The organism is Pseudomonas sp. LBUM1661 (assembly GCF_059695925.1).
Genome location: NZ_CP166794.1, coordinates 2,244,376 through 2,267,278, shown reverse-complemented (window position 1 = coordinate 2,267,278; position 22,903 = coordinate 2,244,376). Strand labels below are relative to the sequence as shown.

The window sequence follows — 22,903 nt, the reverse complement described above, 5'->3', positions numbered from 1 at the left end:
CGGGTTATTTTCCTTCTGCTGAAGTGGCGGCCAATCTGGCCTGGAGGGCACGAAAAGCGATGCCACGCTCGTCACCCAAAACAAAACTTTTAACGCCCCGGCTCAACCACCGTTCGTGGTCGCCCGGCTGGCGTGGAATCGCGCAATACGGCACGCCCGCCGCACTGGCGGCTTGCCAACTGCTGAGCAGTGCTTGCTGCACTTCGGGCCGGTCGATCTGCCAGGGCAGGCCCAGCGATTGCGATAAATCCGCCGCGCCTTCAAGGATCATGTCGAGGCCGGGCACGGCGGCAATCTCCGCCGCGCGCCTCACGCCTTCGGCGCTTTCGATCATCGCCACCATCATGATTTGCTCGTTGGCGAGCCCGATGTATTCCGCCAGGCTGTGCTTACCAAACGCACCAGGACGCCCGGCATTCAGGCTGCGGCCGCCCAGCGGGTGGTATTTGCAGGCGCGAATGCTCTCGGCCAAAGGCTCGGGGCCTTCGATCATCGGCAACACGATGCCCTGGGCGCCGCCATCGAGCAGGCGCAGCAGGGTTTTCGGGTTGAGGTCCGCGACCCGCACCAACGGCGTGATCGCATAGCTCTCGGCGGTGCGGATCATGTTCTCCACGGTCTCGGGATTGATCAGCACGTGTTCCATGTCGATGATCACGAAATCGAAACCGGCTTCGGCAATCAATTCGATGGCCGCTGGCGATGGAATCGAGCTGATCAGGCCATAGGCGGGCGCACCGGCACTGAGTTTCTGCTTGAGCAGATTGGTCCTCAGCATGATTGCGGCCGGAAAGCGTGCAGCGGATTCGGCACCGATTTGAAACGACGTTCGCCATCACCGAGCAGGCGGCGCTTGGTCAGTTCTTCGACTTCATAGAACGGCGCGAACACATCGAACGCGGCGTAACGCGCACTGTGCTGCGGACGTTCAGCCTGGTAACCGGTGATCACCTCGGCGGTCATCTGCCAGAATTCGGTTTCGGCCAGTTGATAGTGCTGATGCAGGAAGATCGCCATCTCGGCCATGGCGATGAAAAAGAACGAATCGCAGGAAAAGTCGCGCACCGCATCGACATCGTCGGTGAGGATGAACGAGTTGCGGTTGAGCTTGGCGTGGCTGGCGGGCAGCGGCACCAGCGTCGGGGCCAATTCGGGGCGCCCGAGGTGCTGCGGTGAATAGCGCACGCCATCGTGGAAGTCTTTCAGGGCTATGCGTTGTGGCCAGCCCTGCTTGACGATGAGGACGATGTTCTGGCCGTGGGATTCCATGCCAATGCCTTCGGCGTAGAGCATGTGAACGATTGGCGACACCGCGACTTGCAGCAGTTGACGGGTCCAGGCGTGCAGGCCGTATTGCTTGATCCAGGCATCGATAAACGGCTTTTGTTCACCGTCGCCGTAGCGGTTGTCCACGGAGCTCAAGCCATTGAACGGCACCGCTTGCTCATCGTCTTCCAGGTATGGGTGAATGCTTTCGCGCCACAGCGTGCCCATCGTGCCGTAGGCCTGGGACATGCGCGTGGTGGGCAGGTGGTCGTAGTCGAAGCTGACACCAACCACCTCGCCGAGGATCACAAAACCCAGGTCGCGGGCGGTGCTGTCGCTGCGGATCAACTGGTGCAGCCAGTCGGTGATGATCGGGCCGTTCATCACCGTATGCCGGGCCAGAATGCGGGTGCTGGAGGTGTTGGTCATGCTCAGCGCGAGCTTGACGTAAGGCCGCTGTTTGTCCGTGACGTTGGCCAGGGTGCGGATCGATTGCTGTGCTTGATAGCGATCATTGGTGGTGCCCAAATGGATCACTTCACCGCTGACCAGCTCCGGGTAGAACACGGGGACGATGACGTTTTCCCACTGCCACGGGTGCACCGGCATCAGCCAGTAATCGCCCATCGACTTGCCTTGGTCAGTGAGGCTCTCAGCCAGTTCCTGCCAGCGCTGAGCGCCGAATTCCTGCCGGATGAAGTCGTCGTAATCCAGGTGCCGGGAGACGTTCATCGCGCCGCAGGTTTTCACCACTGCCAGCCACACGATGGCGACAGGCGCGGCGAATTCCGGCCCGTAACTGGCGTTGTCTTTCAGCGAGAAACCGATGCGCGATTTGTAGCAAGGGTGATAGCTGTGGGCGTCCATGAAGTGCTGTTCCAGCGCATCGACGTCCAGTTGATGGCTTGGCACGTTCGCTTGATAACCCTGGCTGCGCGATTGCAGATCCTTGAGCAGGGTTTGTTCCAGTTCATGGGTGAAGCGTGGCAGATGCGGACTGTCTTGAAGCTCACTCAACAGTTCGGCCAGCGCCTGATGCAGGTGCGGTTGGCTGTGCTTGCCGTCGGCATCCACGCGTTCCAGGCTTGCGTAGTCGAGGCGGATCAGTTCGAAACTGGCGCTGAGCAGGCCTGTGCAGTGGTACTCCACCGGTTGTTGCCGGGCATCGACACCGCTGACGACAAAACGGTATTGGCTGCCAGCCAACGGTGAATGACGGTACGGCAGTACGTTTTCGTACAGCAGGGTTTGCAGCAGTTGGCCGACCACCCGCTGCTCCACTTGCTGGTAGCGCTGAGTGTCGGCACTCGCCAGCCAGACGCCTGGCGCGCGATTTTGAGCCTGAGGTGTTGCCTGAGATGAGGTCGCCATTGTCATACCTTGTCGATTAAAGAATTAACGGTGTTCGAGGGCCGGGGGCAGTGCCTCGGCCGGCTCGTCGGATGCGTGAACGGGAAAACGCCAGGCGCAGGGCAGTGCCAGCAGGATGAGGATGCCGGTGGCCATGAACACTTCGCTGATCGCGTCGGGCGTGCCAGCGGAAGGAAGCCCATCGCCCAGACGGAACTCGAGCCACAGCGAGGCGATGACGATGGCCAGTGACGACACGAGGCGCCGGGAAATGTTATTCATCGCCGCGCCTTGGGTGACCATCGGTTCAGGCAACGCATTGAGCCCGGCGGTTGTGATCGGGATGTACGACAGACCGAGCCCCGCACCGCGAACCATCATCAGGAAAAACACCACACCGATGGAGGCGCCGGCCCCGAGCAGGCCCAGGCCCAGCGTCGCGGCGCCGGTCAGCAGCAGTCCCCAGAGCACCACGCCCCTTGGCCCGTGCCGATCCAGCCAGCGCCCGCCGAGGTGCCCGAACAAGCTGGCAAACAGCGCCGTGCACAGCAGCGACAGCCCGGTCCAGATGGCGCTGTAACCCATCACCACTTGCACCAGCAACGGCAACAGCACCAGGCACTCGAACATGCCGACCGACTGCACCACCGCGATGATCACGCTCAAGCGATAACCACGCAGGGCAAAGATGCGCAGGTTGAGCAGCGGCGAAGTCCGGTTCAGTTCCAGCCGCACAAACGCGACCAGGCACAGAATCGCTGCCAGCAACATGCCGAGGTTGAGCGGATCGGTCAGCGCTTCGGCGTGGCGCAGACGACCGACAGCGATCATCAGCAGGCCAATGCCCGCTGCGATCAACAGGTAACCCGCCAGGTCGAACGGTTTGCGCTCGGATGCTTCAGAAGCAGGAAGCACCGCCACGCCGAGAATCAGCGCAACCAGGCCAATCGGCACGTTCATCAGGAACAACGAGCGCCAGCTGAACCACTCCAGCATCAGGCTGCCGCACAACGGCCCCAACGCTGGCGCGAGCATCACCGCCGCGCCCCACAGACCGGTCACCCTGCCCCGCTCGCCTTTGGCGTACACCGAGAAAATGATCGCCAGCGACAACGGAATCATCAGCCCACTGGCAATCCCTTGCACCACACGAGCGGTAATCACCAGCGCGATGGAGTCCGCCAGTGCGCCCATCAGCGAGCCGCAGACAAACAGCGCCACGCCCCACAGATAGAGACGCTTGCGCCCCACCCGTTGGCTGAGAAAACTGGTGAGCGGCATGGTCATGCCCATGCTCACCATGAACGCGGCGACGATCCAGGTGGCCAGCAACGGCCCGATGTCGAAGGCACTCATGAACGCCGGCAACGCCGGGTTGAGCGAGCTGTTGTTGAGGCTGACGGTCAACGTGCCCAACAGCACATTGACCACCACCAACCAGCGCGGAACGGCCACCGTCAAACCCAAGACGCGCCTCCTACAAACAGCTGTGGCGGTCGCGGATGACAAAGAAAATCGGCGTGGGAGATGTTGTAGCCATAAGCCCCCGCCAGCGGCAGCACCAGCATGTCGCCGACTTCCACGCCGGTCAGCAGGCAATCGCGACTCAGCACATCCTTGGGCGTGCAGAGTTGCCCGACCACGGTCCATTGCTGTTGCAGCGCGCTCGGTGTCGCGCGATTCCTGGGCAGGTGAATGACCGGGTGATCGTGCCCCTGCGCAACCGGCAGTCGGAAATGATGAGTGCCGCCACGACACACCAGGAAGTGTTTGCCGTGACTGGTTTTTCTGTCGAGCACTTCAATGGCGTAATAGCCGCAGTAAGCACTGATGAAACGCCCGGGTTCGAAACGCACAATCGGCGCATCGGCACACGCCGCCAGGGACTCGCCCAGGTGCGCGCACAAGCGCTGCCAATCGAACTGCTGCGGGCCGAGGTAATTCACGCCGATGCCGCCGCCGACATTGAGGTGGGTGATTGTCGCCGGACTGGCCGACAACGCCGTCCATTGCGGCCACCGTTCCAGGTACAGGTCGAGCAATTGTTCGTGGCGTTCCACCAACGACTGATGGGACATCGCGTGCACATGGAAACCCTTGAGCCGCAGGTGGCTGGCGTTATCCACCCAGCTCACCGCCTGGGCCAGCTCCGACTCGTCGATGCCAAAGGGCGTGGCGGTGCCGGCCATCGCCAGTTTGCTCGACAGCGGCGACGGCAGTTCAGGGTTGATGCGCAGCAACACGTCCTGCACGCGCCCCGCTTCCAGTGCCAGCCGTTGCAGGCGGACAATTTCATTCAGGCTTTCGATGTGAATCGCTTCGACCTGATGCTGCAGGGCCGAGCGCAAATCGGAATCCAGTTTGCCGGGGCCGGAAAAGACAAACGGTTTGCGCGTCGGGCACGCCTGGAGACGACCGATCTCGCCGCCGGAGGAAATCTCGAAACCGTGCACCAACGGTGCCACGGTGGCGAGGATCTGCGGTTCGCTGTTGGCCTTGATCGCGTAGTACAGCTCCACGCCTTCGGGCAGAGCCGCCATCACCTGGGTCACGTGCTGCTTCAGCGCATCGAGGTCGTAGATGAACAGCGCCAGCGGGTCGACCTGTTGGCGGCGGGCTGCGTCGATGGCCGCCAATACCGTGTCGGGCAGCTTATCCATGCGGGATCTCCTTGCCCCACGGGGACACGAGCGTGACGTAGCCAGCCTGGCGATCAGCCTTGGCCGCCAAACGGACTTTCAGGTTGGTCTTGCAGGCAATCGGCTGACCGGCGATCAGTGCATCCAGCTCTGGCGCAGCGCGGGTCAATTCGGCCCGGATGCTGATCAGCTGTTGCTCGACCCGTTGCCACATCAGCGGCGCCAGGTGCGGACGTTCCCAGCTCAGGGCCAGCACGGCTTCGGACAAGTTGTTGACGAACAGGCAATAGACGATGCGGTTCCAGCCTTGCTGGCGGGAATACAGAAGCGACTCACGCACGCGCGGATGCACGTCGGCGTCGATCCGCGAGGCGCCCAGTTCGTCGGTCAGTTTGACCCCTTCAAAATCCCGCAGCAGCAGGCGTTGCGGACGACCGTTGTCATGCACCAGCACGCTGTTCTGCAAATGCGGTTCCATGACGATGCCGTGATTGAAGAACAGCGACAGCACCGGGCGCAGCAGCAGCGCCTGATAATCATCGAACCAGCTCAACAGTTGTTGGTCGTCGATGTCGTTGCCGTTGAAGCGGGTGAGGAATTCGTGCACCAACGGCCGCAAATGCAGACCTCGAGCGAACAACGTGCCGGCCATGATGCTGCAGTCGTTGCCGGTGTCGAGGCAGAAGTTCTCGCGCAGGATCGCCCCGGTCTGTTCGCGGAACCAGTGATTGTCGGCTTCGCTGGCCTGCTGTGGCGCCCAGCTCAACAGGCCCGGCTCGGCCACCACCGACAACCCGCCGAGGGTCTCGGGTTGGGTCAACTGGAGGTTGCGGAATACGCGGTCGATCAACAGTGCGCTGTCCAGTTCGTACCAGGCGTTTTTCCTCACGCAGTTAGTGATGCGTACGTTCAGCGAACCCTTGATGAAGAACTCATGGCCCTCGATGTACCAGGTGCGGATCGACGCCGTGGGGTTGGCCATCAGTCCCGTGGCGCCCAGATCGACAATGGCCGCGGATTTCAGCAATCGCTGCACCCGGCTGTCCTGCATGAACAATTGCGCCTGTACCGGGTGCATGCAGATCACCGCGTGCCCCGGCCGGGCCTGTGACTGATCGGCAAAACCGGCCAACACCTGGGCTTTGCTCAAGCCGTTGGCGCCGACGGTCAGGCCTTCCAGCGGCACTTCGAACACGTGCAACGCGGTGCGCGCCTGGAATTCCGGGGCGTAGGTTTCCTGGGCCAAATGAGCGGGCCACAGCCGCGCCTTGGGAGCCGGGTGGTTCGGGTGACCAAACCACAAGCCCTGCTCGCTGGCGAGGTAGTCGCTGAGCGGGTCCGCGTCCTTCGGTGTGTTGTGGCCGACGATGGCCGCGGTCAGCAACTGGCTTTGCAGCACCTGATCGAGCAACTCGTCGTTGCTGGCGCGGGTCATGTGTTCGCACGCCGCGAGCAACTGCTCGACGAACTCGGCAAAGCCCAGGCACGACCAGTCGCCCTCGCCGCGTCGGGCATAGACGTCCGACAGGTAACGGTGACTGCCGAGACCATCACGGCGGTCGACCATCACAAAAAACTGCTGCTGGTTGGGCAGCTTGATGGTCAGGGGGATGCCCTTCCATTCCAGGCCGTCGAGGTAACTGCCGGGGGCGATACCTTGCATCTGCGTCGGCCAGCTGTAACTGAGGCAGTTTTCCGGTAAGGCAAACTCTTTGATCAAGCAATTAAGCAACGCGCACGTCGTTGCCAATTCACTGACCATGTTCGGTAACACACTGCGATTCGGATGATTCATGGGTGCTCCACAGTAACCCGACAGGTCACTGGATACGTTATATGGCGAAAAAATTAGTTGCTGCTCGACCGGTTTAACAGCCGATAGAACCCCACGTAACGACATCACTTGATTGAACCTAATAAATAATCAGACGACTCTCAAAGTTACGCACACCCGCGCCATCAAACTGCAACATGGTGGAGTGCTGGTGTAACTTCGATCAAGGGCGTAATTGCACTAACGCGGCTGCCACGGCGTTATCAAAACGCTGGATCACTTGCTGGCATTGTTCATCGTCGATAATCAATGGCGGCAACAAGCGGATGACATTGCCCTTGCGTCCACCGCGTTCCAGTAACAGGCCCTGTTTGAAGCACTGTTGCTGAATGGCCACGGCCAGCGCCGGGTCCATCGGGAAATGCCCGTGGCGATCAGCCGGTTGGCGTTCGTCGACGATCTCGATACCGAGCATCAGGCCGCGACCGCGCACCTGGCCAAGGGCCGGATAATGCGCCTGCAACTCGACCAGTCGGTCCTTGAGCCACTGGCCACGGCGCTCGGCCTGGGCCGCGAGGTTTTGCTTTTGCAGCACCTGCAACGTCGCCAGCCCGGTGGCCATGGCCATCTGATTGCCGCGAAAGGTGCCGGCGTGGTTGCCGGGCTCCCAGGCGTCGAACTCACGACGGATACCCAGCACCGCCATCGGCAAACCGCCACCGACGGCTTTGGACATGACGATCAGGTCTGGCTCGATCTCGGCGTGTTCAAAGGCAAACATCTTGCCCGTACGGCCGAAACCGGTTTGCACCTCATCGAGGATCAGCAGGATGCCGTGCTTGCGCGTCACCTCGCGGATCGCCCGCAGCCAGCTCGCCGGGGCACTGTTGACGCCGCCCTCACCCTGCACCGCTTCAAGGATCACCGCCGCCGGCAGCGACACGCCGCTTTCGACGTCTTCGATGAACTGGGTGAAATAGTGGGTCAAGGCCTCGATCCCGGCCTCACCGCCAATGCCCAGCGGGCAACGGTATTCGTGGGGGTACGGCATGAACTGCACACCCGGCATCAGGCTGGCGATGGCATTTTTCGGCGCGGTGTTGCCGGTCAGGGCCAGGGCGCCGTGGGTCATGCCGTGGTAGGCCCCGGAGAAACTGATGATGTTGTTGCGCCCGGTGTAGGTCTTGGCCAGTTTCAGCGCAGCTTCCACCGCATCCGCCCCGGACGGCCCGCAAAATTGCAGGCAGTAATCGCGGCCCTGGTTGGGCAGCAAACTGAGCAAGGTTTCGCTGAAAGCGTCCTTGACCGCAGTGGTCAAGTCCAGCGTGTGCATCGGCAGGCCAGAGGCAAGGAAGCTGTCGAGGCTGGCCATAACGGCCGGGTGATTGTGCCCCAGGGCCAACGTGCCAGCGCCGGCCAGGCAGTCGAGGTAAGTAGTGCCCTCGACGTCGGTCACCCAAAGCCCGTGAGCCTTGGCAATGGCCAGTGGCAACTTGCGTGGATAACTGCGCACGTTAGATTCGAACTTGCTTTGTCGAGCCAGATAGTCGGCATTGGTTTTTTGCAAAGGTTTAGAGTGCAATACGCCATCATTCAACATCGGTCCACCCTCGTTAAATTCGATATGCAACTTATTCTCATTAACACGTTGTTGCAACTAATTCTTACGACTTATTTGGACATTTACATATAGCGAATTTGACTATTTTAGAAGTATTCAGGCACGCAAAAAACCAAGTTAATAAACCTGGTAAAAACATCGGATGTGCCATGATCTAGCCATGATCTTTTTAATACAACTGACAACTTCGGTATCGGCAACTTATATGTCAGTAGGGATCTTTAATTTAACTGACGGTGTGCATATGTCCTTCCTCTTTACGGATCAGGTCATGGCTCAACGACAGCGCCCCGATCCCTGGGGCGCATGACACAGGTGAATCAGAAGTCGACGGTCGCCGAAAGGAGGTAGGTGCGCGGGGTCGACAGCGTCAAGCCTGGCTCGCTGTCATCCGAAGCACCGGCCGAGCTCCAGTAGCGCTTGTCCGCCACGTTCTCGATATTGGCACGCAGGGTGATGTTCTTTTGCTCGACCTTGAACGCGTAGCGTGCGCCGACATCCATACGCGTCCACGAGTCGATTTCCTTGACGTTGGACTGGTCCAGGTACTGCGAGCTGGAATAAATGCCGCGGCTGGTCAGGGTCAGGCCCTGTACGTTCGGCACGTCCCATTCGGCGCCCAGGTTAACGTTGTATTTCGGCGTGGCCGGCGCGCGGTTGCCGTCGAAGGTGCCGTTGGTGGTGTTGGTCAACTCGCTGTCGATGTACATGACACCGCCGAGCAGGCGGAAACCATCGATCGGCTCGCCGAACATGCTGACTTCCACGCCGGTGTTCTCACGCTTGCCGTTCGGGCCGAAGAGGCGCGTCGTGGCGTTGGTCTCATAGGCTGGCTGCTTGATGCGGAATACGGCGGCGGTCACGGCGAAAGGACCGGCGTCGTACTTGGCGCCGACTTCGACCTGGCGGCTGATGAACGGCGGGAAGATCTCGTCCTCGTTGACCGAGGTGGACGGTGCGATCTTGCCCTGGCTCAGGCCTTCCATGTAGTTGGCGTACAGCGACAGCTTGTCGGTGGCCTTGAACAGGATGCCGCCCGACGGCGAGACTTTTTCCTCATCGTAGGCGGTGTCGCCTTTGATGTTATCCGCCCAGTCGTCAACCTGCACCCGCTGCCAGCGAGCGCCGAGAGTCAGCAGCACGCGGTCATCGAAGAAGCCCAGGGTGTCGGACAACGCCACACCGCTGAAGCGGTTCTCGGTGTAGACCTTCGAATCCTGTCGCGTAGGCCGGGAAGGCGTGGGTGTTTCCACGGGATTGTAGATATTGCTATTGGCCGCGCCATAACGCGCGCCGCCGTTTTCAAAGTCCATGTAGAAGTAGCTGGCGGCCAGGTTGACCTCGTGGCTCACCGGGCCGGTATGGAACCAGTTGCGCACGCCTGCGGTGGCCGTCCGGACATTTTCGTCACGGGTGAAGTCACGCGGCAGAACGCTGAAATCGCCAGCGTCATTGGTGACTGAAACGGCATGGCGGAGGAAGTCATGATTACTTTTGCGCGCGCCCACGCCGCCGTACAGCATGACGTTGTCGCTGACATCAAATTCGCCGTTCACCGTGCCGAAGGTGTCGTTGGTGCTCGCCTTGCTCCAGGGCTGCGCATAGTTGCGGCGCACATCGCCGGCATGCGGAACCTGCGCGTTCGGGCCAACCTGCACGCGTTCCTGCGGGGCATCGGTATCACGCTCGGTGCGCCCGATGTCGGTCGAGAGCCGCAGGCGCTCACCGCGAAAATCCAGGCCCAGTACGGCCATCTCGCGATCGACATTCTGGTGATCCCATTCGGTATCGCCGGACTGCTTCACGCCGTTGAAACGCAGACCGAATTTGTTGTCTTCACCGAAGCGTCGACCGACATCCACCGCACCGCCGACCTGACTGTCGGAAGCGTAGCTGCCGGTGAACGAAGTGATGGGCGCGTCGGTGGCGCGCTTGGGCACCACGTTGATCCCGCCACCCACGCTGCCCCGCGGCGAAATGCCGTTGATCAGCTGGCTAGGACCTTTGAGGATGTCGACGCGGTCGGCCATCTCCATGTCGATCGTGTAGGTCGGCAAGACACCATAGAGACCGTTGTAGGAGACATCGCTGTTGAACAGGCTCAACCCGCGAATGGTGAACTGCTCGTAACGTCCGCCTGCCGGGTTGGTGGCGCGAACCGAAGGATCGCTGGCCACCAGGTCGCCCAAGGTTCGCGCCTGGAGGTTTTCGATCGCCTCGCTGGTGTAGGTGGTGATGCTGAACGGCGTCTCCATGAAATCTTTAGAACCGAGCATGCCTTGCGAACCGCGACGCGCAATCTGGCCGCCGGCATACGGCTCGCCATGTTCCGAGTCAGTGGCACCGACAATCGAGGTGGCGCCCAATTGCAGGCTGCTGCTCTCTGGCGCCGGGGTCAGGATGTAGGCCTGTTCGCCCACGGGTTGCAGTTGCAGACCGGAACCCTGCAGCAGACGCGCAAAGCCCTCCTCGACCGCGAACTCCCCGGAAAGCCCAGCGCTGTTGCGACCGCTGACCAGTGCAGGATCCACCGAAAGGTTGACCCCGGCCAATCCGGCGAAGCGGGTCAACGCGGCGCTGAGGCTTCCTGCCGGCACCTGATAACTGCGTCGCGACGCGTCATCGGCCCAACCGGCCGTGATGAACAACGGACAGGCACTCAGGCTCAACAACAGACTCAAGTGCATCAACGGGCGCAGCCTGGAAGAACCCAGACGCGTACTGCAGGGCATCACTACGGGCATTGAGAATCTCTCTGATTTCGTTTCACTTGCCTTGAATGACAAGCGGCGCGAAAAAAAGGGACACGCCTCAAGCAACTTTTTTGCGCGGCAGCAACGTGACCCAATAGCGGGTTCGCATGTGCACCTCCAGCGGCAGGCTGGCCGCCAGCAGCGCAAGGATGCGATCGGTGTCTTGCAGCCGAAAACTGCCGGTGACTCGCAGGGATTCGAGTTCCGGCTCCCAGCGCAGCAGGCCCGGACGGTAGGTGCTGAGCTCGCGCAGAAAATCCCCCAGCGGCTGGTTCTGCGCCATCAACACACCGTCACGCCAACCTGGGGCCAGCACATCGAAGGGTTCTACGCTTCCGGCGCCCATCGCTTGCAGGTTGACTTGCTGACCTGCCCGCAATGAAAAGACCGGCCCGCGCAACGGCTGCAATTGCACCATGCCTTTGAGCACCGACACCTTGCAGCCTGCCTGCCCCTGACGGACGCACACCTGGCTTTGACTGACGACCACTTGCCCGAAATGCGTCTGGATCGTCAACGGCGTGATCCCGGGCACATTCAACGCTATTTCGCCTTCCACGAGGGTCAGATGCCGGTTCTTCATGTCGATATCGACGGCACTGGCGGTATTCATTTGCAGCGAGCTGCCATCGGCCAATTGGACTGTCTTGCCCTCCCCGGTCGCGGTCCGCAGGTCGGCACGCCAGACATCCAGGGGCAACTGCCGACTGATCAGCCAGGCGGCCGGCACCAGCGCCACCCCGCCGACAGCACGCTTGAGCACCGTGCGCCGACTGGCCTGTGGCCGATCCAGACTGGCCATCGCCAAGGCTGACGGCAGGTCGGCAAAACGTTGACGCAAGAGCTGAGCTTTCTGCCAGGCCTGTTCGTGACTGGGATGGCTGTCACGCCAGTGTTGCAGATTGGCCCGATCGCGTTCATTGGCGGCGCCGGATTCCATCAGCGCCAGCCATTGGGCGGCAGCTCGCACGACCTGCCGGGCTTCAGCCGAAGGCGCTGAACCGATCACAAATCCACCAGCAGGCAATGTTCGTAGGCTTGCGCCATGTAGCGCTTGATCGTGCGTTCAGAGACTTGCAGGCGCTCGGCGATCTCGTGATAACCCAGGCCTTCCAATTGACTCCAGAGAAACGCACGGCGCACCGCGGTCGGTAATCCGTCGAGCAATTCGTCCAGGGCTTGCAGGGTTTCCAGCAGGATCCAGCGCTGCTCGGGCGACGGCACGCAGTCCTCAGGCAGCAGCGCCAGGGCATCGAGGTAAGCCTGCTCCAGGCTGCGACGCTTATAGAAGTTGGCCAGCAGCCGCTTGCCGACGGTTGCCAGATAGGCGCGGGGCTCCTGCAGGTCGGCAATGCTCTGTGAGCTGGCGAGCAGGCGCACGAACGTATCCTGGCTCAGGTCCGCCGCGTCATTGCCATTGCTCATGCGTCGTCTCAACCAGCTTTCCAGCCAGCCGCGATGGTCGCGGTACAAGTCATGGAAGTTTTGCGCCGCCGGCATCGCTGCATCACTCATCAAAGAAACCCTGCGCGAAGAAATATTTTAAATGCGACTCATTCTAATTAGTGATGTGACTCCAATCCAAGCCCTTTGTGCGATTTAGACCAAGGAAAAGCATTAATCAGTGATTGGAGAGGCAGGCATTTCGGCCACACAAGCCCCATGTCGCCGGGATTGAGCGCCTTTGAGGGGTTTGTTAAAAAAAGACAGGATTCATCGCTTGACCACAAGGATTGACGGACGCGAAGACGTGAGGCGGAGGGAATGAGAGAAAAAGCCAAATCGCAGACACAAAAAACCCCGGTCTTTCGACCAGGGTCTTTGCTATCGACTCGAAGGTGACACTGGCGTTACCAGTGATTTTCTTCGTAGCTCTAAGGCGTTCAGTGGGCCTTGAAGCAGATATGGCGCAGCGGACGGGACTCGAACCCGCGACCCCCGGCGTGACAGGCCGGTATTCTAACCGACTGAACTACCGCTGCGTATCGCTTTGGACTTGCGCCCAAGTAACTCGTCTGACTGAAAAGCTTCGAGGCTTTTCAATCTCGAACCAGATAACTCTGACTCGGAAAATATGGCGCAGCGGACGGGACTCGAACCCGCGACCCCCGGCGTGACAGGCCGGTATTCTAACCGACTGAACTACCGCTGCGCGTCGGTGGAGGCTTTTTACAGCTTCCTTCCTGCTTTCGCAAGACTCAAGAAGTGGTGGGTGATGACGGGATCGAACCGCCGACATTCTGCTTGTAAGGCAGACGCTCTCCCAGCTGAGCTAATCACCCTTTGCTTCTCTGAGGCCGCGAAATTTACGCAGGTATCGAAGCTAAGTCAATAGCCCGCTTGAAGTTTTTCTGAAAAAGACAAAATCATGTCATTCAGGGCCCTGGCAACAGACCTACTCGCTGTAAATCATCTTCTTGGTCATGCCACCGTCGACCACGAACTCCTGGCCCGTGACAAAACCGGCATTCTTAGACAGCAGCCAGGCCACCATCGCCGCCACGTCTTCGACCGTCCCTACCCTGCCCGCCGGATGCTGGGCATGGTCAGCCTCGGTCAGTGGCTCGGCACGCCGCGCGGAGGGATCCCGCGCATCGATCCAGCCCGGGCTGACCGCATTCACACGAATCTCAGGGCCCAGGCTGATGGCCAACGCGTGAGTCAGGGCCAACAGGCCGCCCTTGCTCGCCGCGTAAGCTTCTGTGTCAGGTTCCGACTGCCCGGCACGGGTCGAGGCCAGGTTGACGATTGCACCGCTGTGAGCGCGCAGGTATGGCGCACAGTGCTTGGCCAACAACATCGGTCCGCTGAGGTTCACCGCCAGCACCCGATTCCAGTAGGCCAAATCGAGGCTTTCCAGGGTGATGTTGTGCGGATCAGCCACCGCCGCGTTGCACACCAGCGCATCCAGACGCCCGAACTGCCCCAGCACCTCGGCGACGCCCAGCGCCACCTGCCCTTCGTTCGAGACATCCATGGCGATGAACCAGGCGTTGTCGCCGAGCACCTTCGCCACTTTCGAACCGCGCACGCGATCCAGATCGGTCAGCACCACCTGCCAGCCTTCGCTGATCAACCACGCGGCGATCCCAAGACCAATGCCCCGCGCAGCACCAGTGACCAGTGCTACGCGGCCATTGGTGCCAGCGGTAGGCGTCGACATCTCGATCACAAGGCAGCCAACCCGCGCGCCAGATCGGCTTGCAGGTCTGCCACGTCTTCGAGGCCGACGGCGATACGGATCAGGCTGTCACGAATGCCCGCCGCTTCACGCTCTTGCGGCGCCAGACGGCCGTGGGAGGTGGTGCTCGGGTGAGTGATGGTGGTCTTGGTGTCGCCCAGGTTGGCGGTGATCGAAATCAGGCGAGTCGCATCGATAAAGCGCCACGCGCCCTCTTTGCCGCCCTTCACTTCGAAACTCACCACGGCGCCGAAGCCCTTCTGCTGACGCAGGGCCAACTCGTGCTGCGGATGGCTCTTGAGGCCGGCGTAATGGACTTTTTCGATGCCGTCCTGCTGCTCCAGCCACTCGGCCAGTTGCTGGGCATTGGCGCAATGCGCCTTCATCCGCAGGTTCAGGGTTTCGAGCCCCTTGAGGAAGATCCAGGCGTTGAACGGGCTGAGGGTTGGCCCGGCGGTGCGCAAGAAGCCGACAACTTCTTTCATCTGCTCGCTGCGACCGGCCACCACGCCACCCATGCAACGGCCCTGGCCGTCGATGAACTTGGTTGCCGAGTGCACGACGATGTCCGCGCCCATCTTCAGCGGCTGCTGCAATGCCGGGGTACAGAAGCAGTTATCGACCACCAGCATCGCGCCTTTGGCGTGAGCGATTTTCGACAGTTCGGCGATGTCCACCAGCTCGGCCAGCGGATTGGACGGCGACTCGACGAACAGCAATTTGGTATTGGCCTTGATGGCCGCATCCCAGCCGGACAAGTCCGCCAGGGGCACGTAATCGACTTCGATGCCGAAGCGTTTGAAGTATTTCTCGAACAGGCTGATGGTCGAGCCGAACACGCTGCGCGAGACCAGCACGTGGTCACCGGCACTGCACAGGCTCATCACTACCGCCATGATCGCGGCCATACCGGTGGCGGTGGCCACAGCTTGCTCGGCGCTTTCCAGCGCGGCAATGCGCTCTTCGAACGCGCGCACGGTCGGGTTGGTGTAGCGCGAATAAACGTTGCCCGGCACTTCCCCGGAAAAGCGTGCGGCCGCGTCGGCAGCCGTACGGAATACATAGCTGGAAGTGAAGAACATCGGATCACCGTGTTCGCCTTCCGGCGTGCGGTGCTGACCGGCGCGTACGGCCAGGGTATCGAACGCTACGCCTTCGAGGTCGCTGTCCAGCCGACCGGCATCCCAATCCTGACTCATGCTGTCACTCCTTGCCCTGCTCTTGTCATGAAGAGCCTGTAGTAGATACAAAACCGGCCCCTCAGGGCCGGTAAAAACTCAGTTGTTGTACAGATCGATGATCGCGCTGACGGCCTGCGTCTTGACCTTGGAGGCATCGTTACGTGCCTGTTCGATCTTGTTCAGGTAAGCCTCGTCGACGTCGCCGGTCACGTACTGGCCGTCGAACACCGCGCAATCGAACTTCTCGATCTTGATCTTGCCGCCACCGACCGCTTCGATCAAGTCAGGCAGGTCCTGATAGATCAGCCAGTCAGCGCCGATCAGGTCGGCGACGTCCTGGGTCGACCGGTTGTGGGCGATCAGCTCGTGGGCGCTCGGCATGTCGATGCCGTAGACGTTCGGGTAACGAACGGCCGGTGCCGCGGAGCAGAAGTAGACGTTCTTGGCGCCCGCTTCACGGGCCATCTGGATGATCTGCTTGCAGGTGGTGCCGCGAACGATGGAGTCGTCCACCAGCATCACGTTCTTGCCGCGGAATTCCAGTTCGATGGCGTTGAGCTTCTGGCGTACGGATTTTTTCCGTGCCGCCTGACCCGGCATGATGAAGGTCCGGCCGATGTAGCGGTTCTTCACGAAGCCTTCGCGGAACTTGACGCCCAAGTGGTTCGCCAGCTCCAGGGCCGCGGTGCGGCTGGTGTCCGGGATCGGGATGACCACGTCGATGTCGTGATCAGGACGCTCGCGCAGGATCTTCTCGGCGAGTTTCTCACCCATGCGCAGACGGGCCTTATAGACCGACACGCCATCGATGATCGAGTCCGGACGCGCCAGGTAGACGTGTTCGAAGATGCACGGGGTCAGGGACGGGTTGGTCGCGCACTGACGGGTGTGCAGCTTGCCGTCTTCAGTGATGTAGACCGCTTCGCCCGGTGCCAGGTCGCGAATCAGGGTGAAGCCGAGCACGTCGAGGGAGACGCTCTCGGAGGCGATCATGTACTCGACGCCTTCGTCGGTGTGACGCTGGCCGAAGACGATCGGGCGGATGCCGTGCGGGTCACGGAAACCGACGATGCCGTAACCGGTCACCATCGCCACGACCGCGTAACCACCGACGCAACGGTTGTGCACGTCGGTGACGGCAGCGAACACGTCTTCTTCGGTTGGCTGCAACTTGCCGCGCTGGGCCAGTTCGTGCGCGAACACGTTGAGCAGCACTTCCGAGTCGGAATTGGTGTTGACGTGGCGCAGGTCAGATTCGTAAATCTCCTTGGCCAGCTGTTCAACGTTGGTCAGGTTACCGTTATGCGCCAGGGTGATGCCGTAAGGCGAGTTGACGTAAAACGGTTGAGCTTCGGCCGACGTCGAGCTGCCCGCGGTCGGATAACGCACATGGCCAATGCCCATGTGCCCGACCAGGCGCTGCATGTGACGTTGATGGAACACGTCACGCACCAGGCCATTGTCCTTGCGCAGGAATAACCGGCCATCATGGCTGGTGACAATACCGGCAGCGTCCTGGCCGCGGTGCTGGAGGACGGTTAGCGCGTCATACAGCGCCTGATTGACGTTCGACTTACCGACGATACCGACGATGCCACACATGCGACGCAACCCCTACTTAATGGATCTGAACTGAACACAACTCACTGAGGCGTTTTGGCCATCGGCAAGAGGTGGTCCTTGAACGGTATCTCAGCGGGTACGCTGATACCGCTGGCAAGCCACTGACTGCTCCACCCGAGAATCAGGTTTTTGGACCAGTCTGCGACCAATAAAAATTTTGGCACGAGCTGTGATTCTTTCCACCACCCGTCCTGCTGTACCGGCCCCAGGCTCAACAGCCCGACCGCCACGACCACCAGCAACACGCCACGCGCGGCGCCGAAGGCCATGCCGAGGAATCGATCGGTCCCGGATAGCCCGGTGACGCGTACCAACTCGCCGATAAGATAATTGATCATTGCGCCTACGATTAACGTGGCGACAAACATGATGGCACAGCCCGTGATGACACGAGCCGATGGCGTTTCGATGTATCCGGCGAGGTACTCGGACAATGAGCCACCGAACATCCAGGCGACGACTCCTGCGATGATCCAGGTCACCAGCGATAATGCTTCTTTGACGAAGCCGCGGCTCAAACTGATCAAAGCGGAGATGGCGACGATCGCAACGATCGCCCAGTCAACCCAGGTAAATGGCACAGTGCAGCCTACAGACGGATAAGGCGGCGCATTTTAGCAGAGCCCATGCTTATCGGTAAGCTGCGATTGTCAGTGCATTTCAAATCGGGTCGATAGTTTTAGCCGCGTTCTGGCTGGAAACGTACGACAAAACCCTTGAGGTTTTGCTGGCGGTTCAACAAATCGCGCAGACGATCCGCTTCTGCACGCTCGATCAGCGGACCGACAAACACCCGATTCTTGCCATCGGCGGTACGGATATAGGCGTTGTAACCTTGGCTGCGCAGGGACTTTTGCAGACTTTCCGCACTGGCGCGGTTCGACAGACTGGCCAGTTGCACCGACCAGCTGACCGACAGGCCATTGGCGTCGACACGGCTTTGAGTGGTGTCGGGCTTGCCTGGCGCAGCCGTGATCGGCTGGCTAGGTGCTGTCGTTGGCTTGGCAGCCGGAACAGGCACAGGAGTGACCGGTTTGGCGGCAGGCGCTGGGGCCACCGGCGCTACGGGTGCAATCGGTGCCGACGGGGCTTCTTGCTGAGCGATTTCGGCATCACTTGGCACTGGCTCTTGAGGCAATGCTTGCGGCTCAGGCACGACCACCGGTTCGACCTGCACTTGCGGCACGGAAGGCGCGTGCGGCGCAGCCGGGGCTTCGACCGTTACCTGACGCTGTTCGTCCTGACGGGAAAACATCATCGGCAGGAAAATCACCGCCAGCGCGATCAGAACCAGGGCGCCGACCATGCGCTGTTTGTAGGCCTTATCCAGCAATGCCATTTGCCGCTTCCTCCGTGGAGCGCCGGGCCAGCCATTCAAGGGCCTCGGCAACACAATAAAATGATCCGAACAACAGAATCTCGTCGTCGCTCGTCGCCAGTGCGCACTGCCCTTCCAGGGCGGCGGCCACACTGTCATAAGACGTTACCAAGGCGCCAAGGTTCTGCAACGCCCCGTGCAAATCGGCAACCGGGCGTGCTCGCGGCGAATCCAGCGGCGCGACGGCCCAGTGCTGGACACTAGCACTCAATTCGCCGACAACACCATCCAGATCCTTGTCCGCCAGCAACCCGAACACCGCCAGACGCTTGCCGGCCGGTGGTCGGCTGGCCAGGCGCCGAGCCAGATACTCCGCCGCATGCGGGTTATGCCCGACATCCAGCAACAGATTCAGGCGCTTGCCCTGCCAATCGAACTGACGGCGATCGAGGCGACCCACCACCCGCGTCGCTGTCAGCGCATCAATAATCTGCGCATCAACCCAAGGCAAACCGAGCAACAGGTAAGCCTGCAACGCCAGCGCGGCGTTTTCCATTGGCAGATCGAGCAACGGCAGATCATGCAGCTCGACCACACGCCCTTGCGCGTCAAGACCGCGCCATTGCCAGTTGTGATCGGTGATGCCGAGGTCAAAATCGCGCCCACGCAGGAAAAACGGGCAGCTGAGCTCTCGCGCTTTATCCAGCAGAGGTTGCGGAGGATTCAGGTCGCCACAGAGCGCAGGCGCGCCCTGGCGGAAGATGCCGGCTTTTTCGTAAGCCACGGATTCGCGGGTATCACCCAGGTAATCCGCATGATCGACACCGATGCTGGTGACCAGCGCCATGTCGGCATCGACCACGTTGACCGTGTCCAGACGCCCACCCAGGCCGACTTCCAGCACCACCGCATCGAGACCGGCCTGCTGAAACAGCCAGAACGCTGCGAGCGTGCCCATTTCGAAATAGGTCAGGGACGTGTCGCCACGGCCTGCCTCTACCGCCGCAAAGGCTTCGCACAGCTCGGCGTCAGTGGCTTCGACGCCATTGACCTGCACCCGCTCGTTGTAACGCAGCAGATGCGGAGAATTGTAGACACCGACGTTCAGGCCCTGCGCCCGCAGCAATGAAGCCACGAAGGCACAGGTAGAGCCCTTGCCGTTGGTGCCGGTGACCGTGATCACCCGAGGCGCCGGCTTGCCCAGTCCCATGCGGAACGCTACCCGTTGCGAGCGCTCAAGGCCCATGTCGATGGCCGAAGGGTGCAACTGCTCAAGGTAGGCGAGCCACTCGCCAAGGGTACGTTGGGTCATAGGTTGGCAGGCACCGGTGGAACCACGATTGGCTCGATTGGCGCGGCGACGAATTGCGGCGTCGGCAGGCCCATCATTTGTGCCAGCAGGTTGCCCAGACGCGGACGCAGCTCCTGACGGTGAATGATCATGTCGATGGCACCGTGCTCCAGCAGGAACTCGCTGCGCTGGAAGCCTTCCGGCAGCTTTTCACGCACGGTTTGCTCGATCACGCGCGGGCCGGCAAAGCCGATCAGGGCTTTCGGCTCGCCGACGATCACGTCGCCCAGCATCGCCAGGCTGGCGGAAACGCCGCCGTAGACCGGGTCAGTCAACACGGAGATGAACGGAATGCCTTCTTCACGCAGACGCGCCAGGACCGCAGAGGTCTTGGCCATTTGCATCAGGGAAATCAGCGCTTCCTGCATCCGCGCACCGCCGGAGGCCGCGAAGCAGATCATCGGGCAACGGTTTTCCAGGGCGTAGTTGGCAGCGCGAACAAAACGCTCACCGACGATGGCACCCATCGAACCACCCATGAAGGAGAATTCGAAGGCCGACACCACGACCGGCATGCCCAGCAGGGAGCCGCTCATCGAGATCAGTGCGTCTTTTTCGCCGGTCTGCTTCTGGGCAGCGGTCAGGCGATCCTTGTACTTCTTGCCGTCGCGGAATTTCAGACGGTCAACCGGCTCCAGGTCGGCGCCCAGTTCGGCACGGCCTTCAGCGTCGAGGAAGATGTCGATGCGCGCGCGCGCGCCGATACGCATGTGGTGATTGCACTTGGGGCAAACGTCCAGGGTCTTTTCCAGCTCCGGACGATACAACACAGCCTCGCAAGACGGGCATTTGTGCCAAAGACCTTCAGGCACCGAGCTCTTCTTGACCTCGGAACGCATGATCGAAGGGATCAGTTTGTCTACTAACCAGTTGCTCATGCTTTCTTTCTCCAGTACCGGCGGCCCGAACACTCTGGTTCGCAGCCCCGCGTATGCCCTTGAGCTAAATTCATGTGTGCGGCGATGATCGGTGGGTTGCCGGATCAGCTAAACGTGACCTGCGTACAGTCCAAAAACCCTCAGCCATGCCTGTGGACGGCGGCAGTGTGCCAGCCGTCACATCAACGTACTGCTTTGATGAATGCCTGAATCTTTGCGTGATCCTTGATGCCCTTGCTCGCCTCTACCCCGCCACTGACGTCTACCGCGTACGGCTTGACCCGGGCAATCGCCTCGGCAACGTTATCTGCGGTCAAGCCACCCGCCAGGATGATCGGTTTGCTGAGGCCTTGCGGTATCAGTGACCAGTCGAACGCTTCACCGGTTCCGCCGGGAACGCCTTCGACGTAGGTGTCGAGCAAAATACCGCTGGCGCTCGGATAGGCGTCGCAAGCCGCTGCAATGTCGTCACCCGCCTTGACCCGCAGCGCCTTGATGTACGGACGGTGCCAGCCTTCGCAGTCGGCCGCGGTTTCGTCGCCATGGAACTGCAACAGGTCCAGCGGCACGGCGTCGAGGATTTCCCCCAACTCGCAGCGGCTGGCGTTGACGAACAACCCCACGGTGGTGACGAACGGCGGCAGCGCCTGGATGATCGAGCGCGCCTGCTGAAACGTCACGGCCCGTGGGCTTTTGGCGTAGAACACAAACCCGATCGCGTCAGCCCCGGCGTCGACCGCCGCCAACGCATCTTCTATGCGGGTAATCCCACAAATCTTGCTGCGAACGGCTGACATGTCGATAGAACCTCAGGGCAAATCCGAGAAAGTCCCGGATGGTAACAAATGCGTTCGAGGGCGTCAGCCGTCAAGTTCAGAGAAGCCGGTCAGGAAGTGCGGCCCGATGTATCGCTCGGGCAATTCGAACTCGTCGCGGTACTCGACCTGCACCAGATAGAGGCCGTACGGGTGCGCCGTCACTCCGCCAGAACGGCGAATGCGGCTTTCCAGCACTTCTTTCATCCACTCCACCGGGCGCTCGCCGGCACCGATGGTCATCAGCACACCGGCGATGTTGCGCACCATGTGGTGCAGGAAGGCGCTGGCGCGGATGTCCAGCACGATCATCTTGCCGTGGCGTGTGACGCGCAGGTGATGCAGTTCCTTGATGGGCGACTTGGCCTGGCACTGGCCGGCGCGGAAGGCGCTGAAATCGTGGGTGCCGACCAGATACTGCGCGGCCTCGGCCATGCGCTCGACGTCCAGCGGGCGGTGATTCCAGGTGATTTCTTCGTTCAGGTGCGCCGGGCGGATCTGATCGTTGTAGATCACGTAGCGATAGCGCCGGGCGATGGCCTTGAACCGTGCATGAAAATGCCCCGGCATGACCTTGGCCCAACTGACACTGACGTCATGCGGCAAGTTGATATTGGCGCCCATGACCCAGGCTTTCATCGAACGCTCGACCTGCGTATCGAAATGCACCACCTGACCGCAGGCATGCACACCGGCATCGGTGCGCCCGGCGCAGAGCAGCGACACGGGCGAGTCGGCGACTTTGGACAAGGCCTTTTCGAGAGTTTCCTGGACGGTGAGCACGCCGGAGGCCTGGCGCTGCCAGCCACGATAACGCGAGCCTTTGTATTCAACGCCCAACGCGATCCGGAAAAAGCCGTCGGCCGCCATTTCGGCGGCCGGGTTATCTATATTTGCCAAGGGGTGACAGCCTGCTGATGTACGCAAAGGCGGGCATTATAAGGCCGTGGGACCCGGATGCCAGAGCCGTGTGTTTTTTGGGGCCTGCCGGGTCGAAATTTATAGTGGATGTGCCGGCCTCATCGCGAGCAGGCTCGCTCCCACAGGGTTTTTGTGAACACTAGAGATCCAATGTGGGAGCGAGCCTGCTCGCGATGAGGCCTGACAGTCACCATTGCACCAACGGCAGAAACAAAAACGGCAGCCTCATCGG

General features: G+C 60.9%; 18 protein-coding genes and 3 tRNA genes. All 21 read right to left on the bottom strand.

All coding sequences use genetic code 11. From position 1 onward, the window contains the following. Positions 1-4: 4 nt before the first annotated feature. Positions 5-778: an HpcH/HpaI aldolase family protein gene (locus tag ACA057_RS10445; RefSeq protein ID WP_497348040.1), complete on the bottom strand. Its 774-nt coding sequence runs from the start codon at positions 776-778 to the stop codon at positions 5-7. Beyond that, entirely contained in the window at positions 772-2,643 is a 1,872-nt protein-coding gene (locus ACA057_RS10440) for an IucA/IucC family protein (protein ID WP_497348038.1), read from the bottom strand. The genes ACA057_RS10445 and ACA057_RS10440 overlap by 7 nt, the downstream gene beginning before the upstream one ends. A gap of 18 nt (positions 2,644-2,661) precedes the next feature. Then, positions 2,662-4,077 (bottom strand): DHA2 family efflux MFS transporter permease subunit, encoded by a 1,416-nt coding sequence (locus ACA057_RS10435; RefSeq protein ID WP_497349857.1) that lies wholly within the window; start codon positions 4,075-4,077, stop codon positions 2,662-2,664. Continuing rightward, complete coding sequence (locus tag ACA057_RS10430; protein WP_497348036.1) at positions 4,074-5,276, bottom strand: type III PLP-dependent enzyme; 1,203 nt, start codon at positions 5,274-5,276, stop codon at positions 4,074-4,076. Before ACA057_RS10430 ends, ACA057_RS10435 begins: the two co-directional genes overlap by 4 nt. Beyond that, positions 5,269-7,050: an IucA/IucC family protein gene (locus ACA057_RS10425; RefSeq protein ID WP_497348034.1), complete on the bottom strand. Its 1,782-nt coding sequence runs from the start codon at positions 7,048-7,050 to the stop codon at positions 5,269-5,271. The genes ACA057_RS10430 and ACA057_RS10425 overlap by 8 nt, the downstream gene beginning before the upstream one ends. 202 nt (positions 7,051-7,252) lie before the next feature. Then, the gene (locus tag ACA057_RS10420; protein WP_497349855.1) at positions 7,253-8,629 is read right to left on the bottom strand and encodes a diaminobutyrate--2-oxoglutarate transaminase; all 1,377 of its coding nucleotides are present in this window, start codon (positions 8,627-8,629) and stop codon (positions 7,253-7,255) included. A gap of 341 nt (positions 8,630-8,970) precedes the next feature. Beyond that, a complete protein-coding gene (locus ACA057_RS10415) occupies positions 8,971-11,394 on the bottom strand; it encodes a TonB-dependent siderophore receptor (RefSeq protein ID WP_497348032.1) in 2,424 nt (807 codons plus the stop codon). A 67-nt stretch (positions 11,395-11,461) separates the two neighbouring features. After that, complete coding sequence (locus tag ACA057_RS10410; protein WP_497348030.1) at positions 11,462-12,412, bottom strand: FecR domain-containing protein; 951 nt, start codon at positions 12,410-12,412, stop codon at positions 11,462-11,464. After that, the gene (locus ACA057_RS10405) at positions 12,409-12,918 is read right to left on the bottom strand and encodes a sigma-70 family RNA polymerase sigma factor (protein WP_401353462.1); all 510 of its coding nucleotides are present in this window, start codon (positions 12,916-12,918) and stop codon (positions 12,409-12,411) included. Before ACA057_RS10405 ends, ACA057_RS10410 begins: the two co-directional genes overlap by 4 nt. A gap of 390 nt (positions 12,919-13,308) precedes the next feature. Then, positions 13,309-13,385 (bottom strand) — tRNA-Asp (locus ACA057_RS10400). A gap of 93 nt (positions 13,386-13,478) precedes the next feature. Next, positions 13,479-13,555, bottom strand: a tRNA-Asp gene (locus ACA057_RS10395). Between the two features lie 54 nt (positions 13,556-13,609). Further along, positions 13,610-13,685: transfer RNA gene (locus tag ACA057_RS10390), tRNA-Val, on the bottom strand. 113 nt (positions 13,686-13,798) lie between these two features. Further along, positions 13,799-14,566, bottom strand: coding sequence for an SDR family oxidoreductase (locus ACA057_RS10385; RefSeq protein WP_497348028.1), 768 nt, complete (start codon positions 14,564-14,566; stop codon positions 13,799-13,801). 5 nt (positions 14,567-14,571) lie between these two features. Next, on the bottom strand, positions 14,572-15,783 hold the full coding sequence (locus ACA057_RS10380; RefSeq protein WP_059404431.1) for an O-succinylhomoserine sulfhydrylase: 1,212 nt from the start codon (positions 15,781-15,783) through the stop codon (positions 14,572-14,574). A gap of 78 nt (positions 15,784-15,861) precedes the next feature. Continuing rightward, a complete protein-coding gene (purF, locus tag ACA057_RS10375; RefSeq protein ID WP_007905939.1) occupies positions 15,862-17,367 on the bottom strand; it encodes an amidophosphoribosyltransferase in 1,506 nt (501 codons plus the stop codon). A gap of 41 nt (positions 17,368-17,408) precedes the next feature. Next, positions 17,409-17,969, bottom strand: coding sequence for a CvpA family protein (locus ACA057_RS10370; protein ID WP_059404432.1), 561 nt, complete (start codon positions 17,967-17,969; stop codon positions 17,409-17,411). Positions 17,970-18,067: 98 nt separating this feature from the next. Further along, positions 18,068-18,727: an SPOR domain-containing protein gene (locus tag ACA057_RS10365; protein WP_497348025.1), complete on the bottom strand. Its 660-nt coding sequence runs from the start codon at positions 18,725-18,727 to the stop codon at positions 18,068-18,070. Next, positions 18,711-20,018, bottom strand: coding sequence for a bifunctional tetrahydrofolate synthase/dihydrofolate synthase (folC, locus tag ACA057_RS10360; protein ID WP_497348023.1), 1,308 nt, complete (start codon positions 20,016-20,018; stop codon positions 18,711-18,713). The genes ACA057_RS10365 and folC overlap by 17 nt, the downstream gene beginning before the upstream one ends. After that, positions 20,015-20,935 carry an acetyl-CoA carboxylase, carboxyltransferase subunit beta gene (gene accD / locus ACA057_RS10355; protein WP_497348021.1) on the bottom strand — a complete coding sequence of 307 codons (921 nt, stop codon included), beginning with the start codon at positions 20,933-20,935 and terminating at the stop codon, positions 20,015-20,017. The genes folC and accD overlap by 4 nt, the downstream gene beginning before the upstream one ends. A gap of 182 nt (positions 20,936-21,117) precedes the next feature. Then, positions 21,118-21,732 carry a phosphoribosylanthranilate isomerase gene (locus tag ACA057_RS10350; RefSeq protein ID WP_497348019.1) on the bottom strand — a complete coding sequence of 205 codons (615 nt, stop codon included), beginning with the start codon at positions 21,730-21,732 and terminating at the stop codon, positions 21,118-21,120. Positions 21,733-21,795: 63 nt separating this feature from the next. Continuing rightward, on the bottom strand, positions 21,796-22,620 hold the full coding sequence (gene truA / locus ACA057_RS10345) for a tRNA pseudouridine(38-40) synthase TruA (RefSeq protein ID WP_497349853.1): 825 nt from the start codon (positions 22,618-22,620) through the stop codon (positions 21,796-21,798). Positions 22,621-22,903 lie beyond the last annotated feature (283 nt).

Coding starts and splice junctions, on each gene's coding strand:
- ACA057_RS10445 (WP_497348040.1), bottom strand. CDS start 778: ATGCTGAGGACCAATCTGCTCAAGCAGAAACTCAGTGCCGGTGCGCCC.
- ACA057_RS10440 (WP_497348038.1), bottom strand. CDS start 2,643: ATGACAATGGCGACCTCATCTCAGGCAACACCTCAGGCTCAAAATCGC.
- ACA057_RS10430 (WP_497348036.1), bottom strand. CDS start 5,276: ATGGATAAGCTGCCCGACACGGTATTGGCGGCCATCGACGCAGCCCGC.
- ACA057_RS10425 (WP_497348034.1), bottom strand. CDS start 7,050: ATGAATCATCCGAATCGCAGTGTGTTACCGAACATGGTCAGTGAATTG.
- ACA057_RS10420 (WP_497349855.1), bottom strand. CDS start 8,629: ATGTTGAATGATGGCGTATTGCACTCTAAACCTTTGCAAAAAACCAAT.
- ACA057_RS10415 (WP_497348032.1), bottom strand. CDS start 11,394: ATGCCCGTAGTGATGCCCTGCAGTACGCGTCTGGGTTCTTCCAGGCTG.
- ACA057_RS10405 (WP_401353462.1), bottom strand. CDS start 12,918: ATGAGTGATGCAGCGATGCCGGCGGCGCAAAACTTCCATGACTTGTAC.
- ACA057_RS10385 (WP_497348028.1), bottom strand. CDS start 14,566: ATGTCGACGCCTACCGCTGGCACCAATGGCCGCGTAGCACTGGTCACT.
- ACA057_RS10380 (WP_059404431.1), bottom strand. CDS start 15,783: ATGAGTCAGGATTGGGATGCCGGTCGGCTGGACAGCGACCTCGAAGGC.
- purF (WP_007905939.1), bottom strand. CDS start 17,367: ATGTGTGGCATCGTCGGTATCGTCGGTAAGTCGAACGTCAATCAGGCG.
- ACA057_RS10365 (WP_497348025.1), bottom strand. CDS start 18,727: ATGGCATTGCTGGATAAGGCCTACAAACAGCGCATGGTCGGCGCCCTG.
- folC (WP_497348023.1), bottom strand. CDS start 20,018: ATGACCCAACGTACCCTTGGCGAGTGGCTCGCCTACCTTGAGCAGTTG.
- accD (WP_497348021.1), bottom strand. CDS start 20,935: ATGAGCAACTGGTTAGTAGACAAACTGATCCCTTCGATCATGCGTTCC.
- ACA057_RS10350 (WP_497348019.1), bottom strand. CDS start 21,732: ATGTCAGCCGTTCGCAGCAAGATTTGTGGGATTACCCGCATAGAAGAT.
- truA (WP_497349853.1), bottom strand. CDS start 22,620: ATGGCGGCCGACGGCTTTTTCCGGATCGCGTTGGGCGTTGAATACAAA.